The 7,094-nt window shown below is 72.8% G+C and carries 5 protein-coding genes and 2 pseudogenes; 2 read left to right on the top strand and 5 right to left on the bottom strand.

All coding sequences use genetic code 11. The features are described 5' to 3' along the window. Positions 1-313 (top strand): annotated as a pseudogene (locus GT354_RS34910) (glycosyltransferase); the annotation flags it as partial. Beyond that, positions 310-861, top strand: a pseudogene (locus GT354_RS34905) (TIGR04282 family arsenosugar biosynthesis glycosyltransferase); the annotation flags it as partial. The pseudogenes GT354_RS34910 and GT354_RS34905, both read left to right, overlap by 4 nt. 775 nt (positions 862-1,636) lie before the next feature. Here the strand turns inward: GT354_RS34905 and GT354_RS34900 are convergent. From GT354_RS34900 to GT354_RS34880, 5 genes are all read right to left on the bottom strand, one after another. Next, positions 1,637-2,923, bottom strand: a complete 1,287-nt coding sequence (locus tag GT354_RS34900) for a hypothetical protein (RefSeq protein WP_161360383.1) — start codon at positions 2,921-2,923, stop codon at positions 1,637-1,639. A gap of 23 nt (positions 2,924-2,946) precedes the next feature. Then, positions 2,947-3,408 carry a hypothetical protein gene (locus GT354_RS34895; RefSeq protein ID WP_161360382.1) on the bottom strand — a complete coding sequence of 154 codons (462 nt, stop codon included), beginning with the start codon at positions 3,406-3,408 and terminating at the stop codon, positions 2,947-2,949. After that, positions 3,408-3,896 carry a hypothetical protein gene (locus tag GT354_RS34890; protein ID WP_346012321.1) on the bottom strand — a complete coding sequence of 163 codons (489 nt, stop codon included), beginning with the start codon at positions 3,894-3,896 and terminating at the stop codon, positions 3,408-3,410. Before GT354_RS34890 ends, GT354_RS34895 begins: the two co-directional genes overlap by 1 nt. A 204-nt stretch (positions 3,897-4,100) precedes the next feature. Continuing rightward, on the bottom strand, positions 4,101-5,900 hold the full coding sequence (locus GT354_RS34885; RefSeq protein WP_161360380.1) for a hypothetical protein: 1,800 nt from the start codon (positions 5,898-5,900) through the stop codon (positions 4,101-4,103). Next, positions 5,897-7,036, bottom strand: coding sequence for an AAA family ATPase (locus tag GT354_RS34880; protein WP_161360392.1), 1,140 nt, complete (start codon positions 7,034-7,036; stop codon positions 5,897-5,899). The genes GT354_RS34885 and GT354_RS34880 overlap by 4 nt, the downstream gene beginning before the upstream one ends. Positions 7,037-7,094 lie beyond the last annotated feature (58 nt).

Below are 7,094 nucleotides of genomic sequence, written 5' to 3'. Positions count from 1 at the left end.
GCACGCCCGGGCGGCCAACGCGGTACTCGCCCGCCGGCTGCGCGTTCGCACCGGCGCGCGACTGCACGACCTGGGCCCGATGCGCGCGGCGCGGCGGGTGGACCTGCTCGGGCTCGACCTCGTCGACCGCCGTTCCGGCTACCCCCTGGAGACGGTGGTCCGCGCGGCGGACGCGCGCTGGCGGATCGCCGAGGTCGACGTGCGCTACCTGCCTCGCTCGGGCCGCTCGAAGGTCACCGGCACCGTCCGCGGCACGGTCACCGCCGTGCGCGACATGAGCCTGGTCCTCGCCCGCCCGGGAGTCGGCGCATGAGCACGCTCGTGGTGATCGCGAAGGCACCCGTGCCGGGCCGGGTCAAGACCAGGCTCACCCCGCCGCTGACCCCCGGCCAGGCCGCCGCGGTCGCCGAGGCCGCGCTCGCCGACACGCTCGCCGCAGTCCTGGCCACGCCCGCCGACCGGCGCGTGCTCGTCCTCGACGGCGAACCGGGCCCGTGGCTGCCCGCCGGCTTCGAGGTCGTGCCGCAGTGCGCCGGCGGCCTGGACCTGCGCCTGGCCGCGGCCTTCGCCGGCTGCGCCGGGCCGACGCTGCTCGTGGGCATGGACACGCCGCAGATCACGCCCGCGCTGCTCACCGTGGACTGGTCCGCCGCCGACGCGTGGTTCGGCCCCGCGACCGACGGCGGCTTCTGGGCGATCGGCCTGCGCGAACCGGATCCGACGGTGTTCCCCGGCGTGCCGATGTCGGTACCGCGGACCGGGGCCGTACAGCGCGCCCGCCTGATCGCGGCCGGCCTGTCGGTACGCGACCTGCCGACCCTGACCGACATCGACACGATCGAGGACCTGGCCGCGGTCGCCCACGGGTCGCTGGACACGCACTGCGCCGGCGTGGCCCGCGCACTCCTCGGCACCGAGGCACCGGAAGCACCCGAGGCACGCAAAGCACCCGAGGCGCGCAAAGTATCCGAGGCGCGCAAAGCATCCGAGGTATCCAAAGCGTCCGAGGTATCCAAAGCGTCCGAGGCGTCCGGAGCGTCCGCAGCACCCGCGGTGACCGACGCCCCCGAGGTGACCGACACCCCCGCAGTGACCGACGCCCCCGAGGTGACCGAAGCGCCCCGGACATCCGAGGCAGCCCGAGCGGCCGAGGTGTACGCATGACGCTCCTCCGAGAGGCCGACCCCTACGCCTCCGCCCTGCGCGACGGTGGCGCGCTCTACCTACGCCGCCACGGCGGCCGAGTGCAGCGGCTCGAACTGGCCCGCTGGTGCGCCGATCCGGACACCGCCGACCACACGATGCTGGCGCGATGTACGGGCCCCACCCTCGACATCGGCTGCGGCCCGGGCCGGCTCGCCGCGGCCCTGGCCCGGCGCGGAGTGACCGCGCTAGGTCGTCGCGGTCGATGCGGTACAGGGAACCGGGTAGGTCGATTGCTCGTGCCAGGCGATCGCGTGTGTGATCGCACCAGGGGGCGGTGCCGGAGCGGTCCGCGGTGGCGGCGTCGTGGATCACTTGCATGGGGGCCGGATTGCCGCGCCGGTCGGTGAGGAGATCGAGGACGTCGCGGGTGTCGGCGATGGTGGACATGGCGGGGATCAGCAGGACGAACCTCCCGTCGGTGGTACCGGTTTCAGCGCTTGCGCGGTCGGGGTGCGGCGGTGCCCGTGGGTGTCGACGTCGCGGCGGCGGTGGTGGTGAGTGAGGTGGGTGAGGGCGCCATGCCTTGTGTGCGGGTGCGGCGGGTTGCGGTGGGCGTGGGGAGGTGAGGGCCTTCGTGGGCGGCGCCGACTTGGCGGGAGATGTCGAGGACGTTCCACCCACGCTCGTATGCGCCTTGATCGGCGAGGTGCCAGGCCAGCTCGTCGAGGCACTCTCGAACGCGCTGGACCGTGCCGTCGTGGTCCAGGAGCAGGTGGGTAAGGGTCGGGGTGTCGGTTCGGACGTCGTCGCGGAGGCGGTCGACGACGTCGGCGATGGCCGGTGCCATCCAGGGCCCCAGGTGCGAGTTCCGACCGGCCAGCAACCCGGGGTCGACGTGCACGGTGTGGCCGATCGCGGTGAGCAGGCGGGTGGCCTGTGTGCACCGTTTCTGCACGAGCCATTCCGCGCTGTCGGGCGGGAGTTGGTGTCGGTCGGGGGCGAACGCGGACTCGGCGAAACCGGCTCGTTCCAGCAGTCGTGCCGCTGTGTGATCGGCCCCGTGGGCCACGACCAGTCCGTTGTCGTCGCGAAGTTCCACTTCGGGAAGTGCGGCGTTGGGGGCGCTTCGCGTCGTGGCGGGTGTGGTCTTCGCTGGCACGTGGAACCCGCGCAGGGCGTAGAGGAGGCGGGCGGTCTCGGTCGCGGCCGTGGTCATGCCGGCGGCACGGCGGATGCGCTCGGCTTCCTTGTGGTGGCCCCGGGGGAATTGGCGTTGCCTGAGGGTGTCGAGGGTGTCGTTGACGCGGGTGAGCAGGCCGTGGCCGGGGTCGAGGAGGCAGTGGGTGAGGCTGGCCACGTCGGCGGGCCCGGGAAGGGACTGGATGCCCTCGACCGTGGCGATCAGGGCTGCCGTCGACAGGTGAGGAAGCAGGTCGTTCTCGGGCTCGAACAGGTGGCCAGCGACGGTGACGGGGTAGTCGGCCGCGGCCACTGCGGCGACGGCGCGGGCGCATTGGGCGAGGTCGTCGTGGGGGTCGCCGGAGGTCAGGGAGTATTCGCGGTCGAGTGGACCGGAGTTCGTGGTTTCGCCGAAGCCGGCGGCGAGGAGGACGTCCCGGGAGATCCCGATGCCTCCTTCGGCGATGGGTTCGCGGTCCGGGGCGCGGCGGCTGATCAGGACGGCCGGGTCGTAGGCGCTCTCGTAGTCGATGGGATGCCACTTGGTTTGGCGCAGGTGGGCGCTCGTGGGCCGGCCGTACAGGGGGTGATCGGTCATGAGGTCTCTTCCTGGGAGCGGGGCTATCGGCCGAGAGCGCGCGGCGGGATGGGTGCCTCCGTGGTCGCCGGCGTCGGCAGCGCCTGCGGGGTGAGGGTGCGGCCGAGGGCGGCGGCTTCGCGGGCGTTCCGCAGGATCGCCGTGGACAGTTCCAGCCGGGTGTCGCCGTGGTGCTCCCGCAGCCAGGCGCTGGCCAACGCCAGCGTCGGGGCATGGTGGTGGCTCATCTCGAAGAGGCGTTCGCGCCGGTCGCTGTACATCGCGACGGCCAGGAACCGGCGGTCCGCGTGGGTAGCGAGCGAGTCGTAGGCGACCAGCACGTGCCCGGGCCGGTCCCGCCGGTCGCGCACGACCGCGGAGGCGACGAGGGTCAGGTGTGGCCACCGGTCGGCGACCAGGCTCGCGGAGTCCGCCGAGGACGGTTCGACGGGGATCCAGGTGTCGCTCCCGAGGACGTCCGCGCCCTCCCACGTCGGGGATCGCATCAGAACGGGTTCTCGTGAGGACGGTCGGCGGTGGTGGCCGCGGCGACGAGTTCGGGCAGGTCCGTGGGGTCTGCGTCGCGCTGGTCGATCCACCAGCCGGCCCGGCCGATGGTGCGGGCGGCCTGCTCGATGTCCTGCCAGGCTTGTTCGTCGAGGTCGCCTTCGATGACGAGGCTCGTGTGGGCGGCGGTGACGAGCTGGTGGCGGCAGCGGGTCGCCCACTGGACGGCCTTGTCGGTGCCGGTCAGGGGCTGCATGTCGAACTGGTGGGCCCAGGTGTCGGCGGCCTCCTGCTCGGCGGCGCGGCGCCCGGCGATCCAGGTCGCGGTGTCGTCGGTGTCGGTGGTGCGGGCGGCCTGCCAACAGGCGGTGCAGTCGCGGGTGGCCAGCCACCGGGCGAATCCCGCGCGCTCGTCGGCGGCTTTGTGGGAGAGGTCCTTGTCGGCCTGGTGGCCGCAGACGTGGTCGATGGTCCAGTGGGTGGCCACCCCCGGGGAATTCCGTTTGGGCGTTACGTTCGAGGTCGGGCTGCTGGTCTGCGGCATATCGAGTGCCTTTCGTTGGCGGTTGGGGTGGTGGCTCGCGCCGTTGCGGAGGGTCGTGCATCAGATGCACGATTCATGCGGCGGACGGAGGTGGTCTGGAGAGTGCTTGGCGGTGGTCTCGGGGACGCTTCCGCCTTCTGCGACGTCTCAGCGTGTTCTGCGGATGGCGTCTGTGGCCGCCGTGGCGATGGCGACGGGAGCGCTGGAGGGCTGGGTCAGGTGCAGCAAGGTGGTCCCCGGCAAGTGGCGGGACTTTGCGGTGAGGGTGAGCTGGAGTACGGCGCAGCCGGCGGTCGTGAGCTGCTTGACGCGGGTGACGGCTTGAGCGGTTTCGTCGGGGGTATAGACGGCGTCGGTGACGATCACGAGGAGGCGGCCGGCGCCGGGGCGGCTGAGTTCGAGGCCGTGGTCGAGTGCGTCGATGGCGTCGCCGAGGTTGTGGCTGCGGCCGTTGGCTTTGACCGTCGTCACGCGCTCTGGTGCTCGGTGGGTGGGTCGGGTCAATGCGGTCAGGTGCGTGTCGTAGGCGATGGTGGCGGTAAGGGAGTCGGGGTCGGTGAGGGCTGCCGCGCGTGCCACGATCCAGGCAGCGGACGCGACGGGCGCGCAGGCGGCACTCATGGAGCCGGAGACGTCGACGGCGATACCCACACGCAGCGGTGGGGTGGGCGAGCTGCGGCGGCGGGTGTGGGTGAACGGCTGTGCGGTGGGGACCGACCCGGCCGCGCGCTGGGCGTCGCGGGCGAGGGCGGCGCGCATGTTGAGGCGGCCGGGCGGGGTGGGGCTGGTGGTCCGCTCCTCGGTCCGCTCGCGGTAGGCGGCGGCACGCAGGGCGCGGCTCAGGCGCGCGGCGGCACTCTGCTCGGTGGCGGTGGGCCTGCGGGTGCCGGTGACCGGGTTGCCGTGGGGCGCCGGTGTGCCGTCGGGGTTGACGGTGGTGCCGCCGGCGTTGAACACGCTCTTGGCGATGGTGGCGGCTTTGCGTCGCCGGCCGGCCCGCTGGGCGCGGTCCTGAGCCTGCGCCTTGGACCGCGCGGCCGTGGCGGTGGTCGCTGCGGCCTGTGCCGCGAGGTCGGCGGCGTCGGTGGCTGCCGTGCTGTCCATGACGACCCCCACGGCGCCGGACAGCAGATCGGTGAGGTTCTCCGGCACGGGCAGGGCGAGGGCCGCGGTGTCCAGGGCGTCGCACCAGTCTTGAGCGTGGGCGAGCATGGTCGTGGCGTCGTGGTCGGCGCACCGGTGGGCTGCGGTCCAGATGCGGGCGAGTGTGGCCAGCAGGTTTGCGCCCAGCACCTTTTCGCACAGATCGGCGACGGCCCGGGATTCGCCGGCGTCCAGGATGCCGACGTCACGGCGGCCGAGGACCAGGGCCGCCACGGCGGCGGCGTGCTCGATGCCCTGGAGGGTGGGCTGGGCGACGTCGGGCATGACCAGGGTTCGGGCACTGGTGCGCAGGTACGTGCGGTCCGTGGGACGCGTGCTCAGGTGTGCGCCTTCGACGCGGCTCTCCTCCAGCAGGAGCGCGGCCTCGACGACACGGGGGTTCGCTCCGGCCGGCGCCGTCCAGACGGAGTGGGCCGCGTGCGCGGCCTCGTGGACGAATACTCCCCAGGCGGCGGGATACCTCTCCTCGTCGCCCACGATCCGCGGATGGATCTCGTGGGGCTGGAGCGGGGCGAACAGCGTGGCGTCGAACTCGACCTCGCCCAGAGTGGGGAAGAACGCGGCCGGTGCGCCGCTGCGCGTGCCGGGGCGGCAGGTGACGAGGAGGTCTTGGCGGCCGGAGAGGGCGACCAGCCGATCGCCGAGTTCGGCTCCCACGCGCAGCCACGCGTCCGGGGAGGAACGGGGTTGCGCGGGCGGGGCGCCGTCGTCGTCCCATCGCGCGAGGTCGGCGTCGTCGTCCGGCGTGGTGGCCAGAGACTGGACGTGGTGGTGGGCGCTCATCGCGAGTGGCCCCGGTGTGCGGTGCCGGTGCTGCCCGGGGGCTGCCGGACGGCCGAGGCGGGAAGCTGCTTGCCGAGGGTGAGCGGGGCGACCTCCCTGACGCCGGCAACCTTGACGACGGCAGCGGCGACGGCGTCGCGATCCTCCACAGGAGCGATGCCGACCAGGTTCGCGAGCGCGGCTTTGGTGCCGAGGACGGCCTCGGTCTTCTGATAGCTGAGCAGCTCTCGCAGTTGGGGGGCCCAGCCCAGCTCACCCAGTTCGACTTGGTGGGCGAGGTGTCGGGCGACCCGGACCACCCGGGCATCGATCCTCAAGGCCAGGGCGAGGTCGTAGTCCGTGCCGATCTGGATCTGCACGCTGAACCGGCTCGCGAGTGCCTCCGTCAGAACGGCCCCGTGGACGCCGGGATTGTGGCCCGCCACCACGTAGAAGCCGGGCTCGGCCTTGACGGTCTCGCCCTTGTGGGCCTTGACCTGGATCTGTCGGCGCCCGTCCATCGCGGGATACAGCGCCGCCAGGACCTTGGGTGAGATCAAGGTGGCATCGTCGATCAGCAGGGCACGGCCCTCGGTCATCGCGGTGACCAGCGGACCGTACTGGAAGACGTAGCCTCCGCTGTCAGCCTGCGTGTACTCGCCGATCAAGTCGCCGACCGTGGTGTCGCCGTCACCGGCGACGGTGAGCAGGTCCGGGAACGCCGCCTCCACCAACGACGTCTTGCCGGTGCCCGGAGGACCGTAGAGCAGCAGCGGCACGTCGGCGTCGCGCAGGCGATTCAGAGCGTCGACGTCGGGCAGATCGGCCAGCTCCCGGGGGTGGTAGAGCTGGCCCCCCGCGCGGCGGATCGGGCCGGTCTGCCTGGGCGCTGCTGCGGGAATGGTCGTGCGGGCCGTGGCCGCCGGGGCGCGGGCAGGGTGGGTGCCCGGTGGGCTGATCACAGCGGTCTGCGCGGCTGCGGCGGTTTTCGCGTTCGCGCGGAGCTCCGGTTGTCCGGTTCCGCCTTGGTCGGCCTCGCCGCGTCGTACCAGGGTGAGGGCGGCGTTGCGGACGGCGCCGTGGGAGTGGCCCACCTGCCTGGCCATGTCCCCGATGGTGAACGTGTCCGTCGGCCGGTCGGCCAGCAGTCGGGCCACCTTGGCCCGGAGTTCGCCGCCCCTGGTGCGCGCTGGACCGGTAGGCGTTCCGGGTGTG

The organism is Streptomyces sp. SID3343, from assembly GCF_009865215.1.
Lineage (GTDB): Bacteria > Actinomycetota > Actinomycetes > Streptomycetales > Streptomycetaceae > Embleya.
This window is presented reverse-complemented; position numbering and strand designations above follow the sequence as displayed.

Excerpts from the sequence above, each read along its gene's own strand:
- GT354_RS34900 (WP_161360383.1), bottom strand. The coding sequence starts at position 2,923 with ATGACCGATCACCCCCTGTACGGCCGGCCCACGAGCGCCCACCTGCGC.
- GT354_RS34895 (WP_161360382.1), bottom strand. The coding sequence starts at position 3,408 with ATGCGATCCCCGACGTGGGAGGGCGCGGACGTCCTCGGGAGCGACACC.
- GT354_RS34885 (WP_161360380.1), bottom strand. The coding sequence starts at position 5,900 with ATGAGCGCCCACCACCACGTCCAGTCTCTGGCCACCACGCCGGACGAC.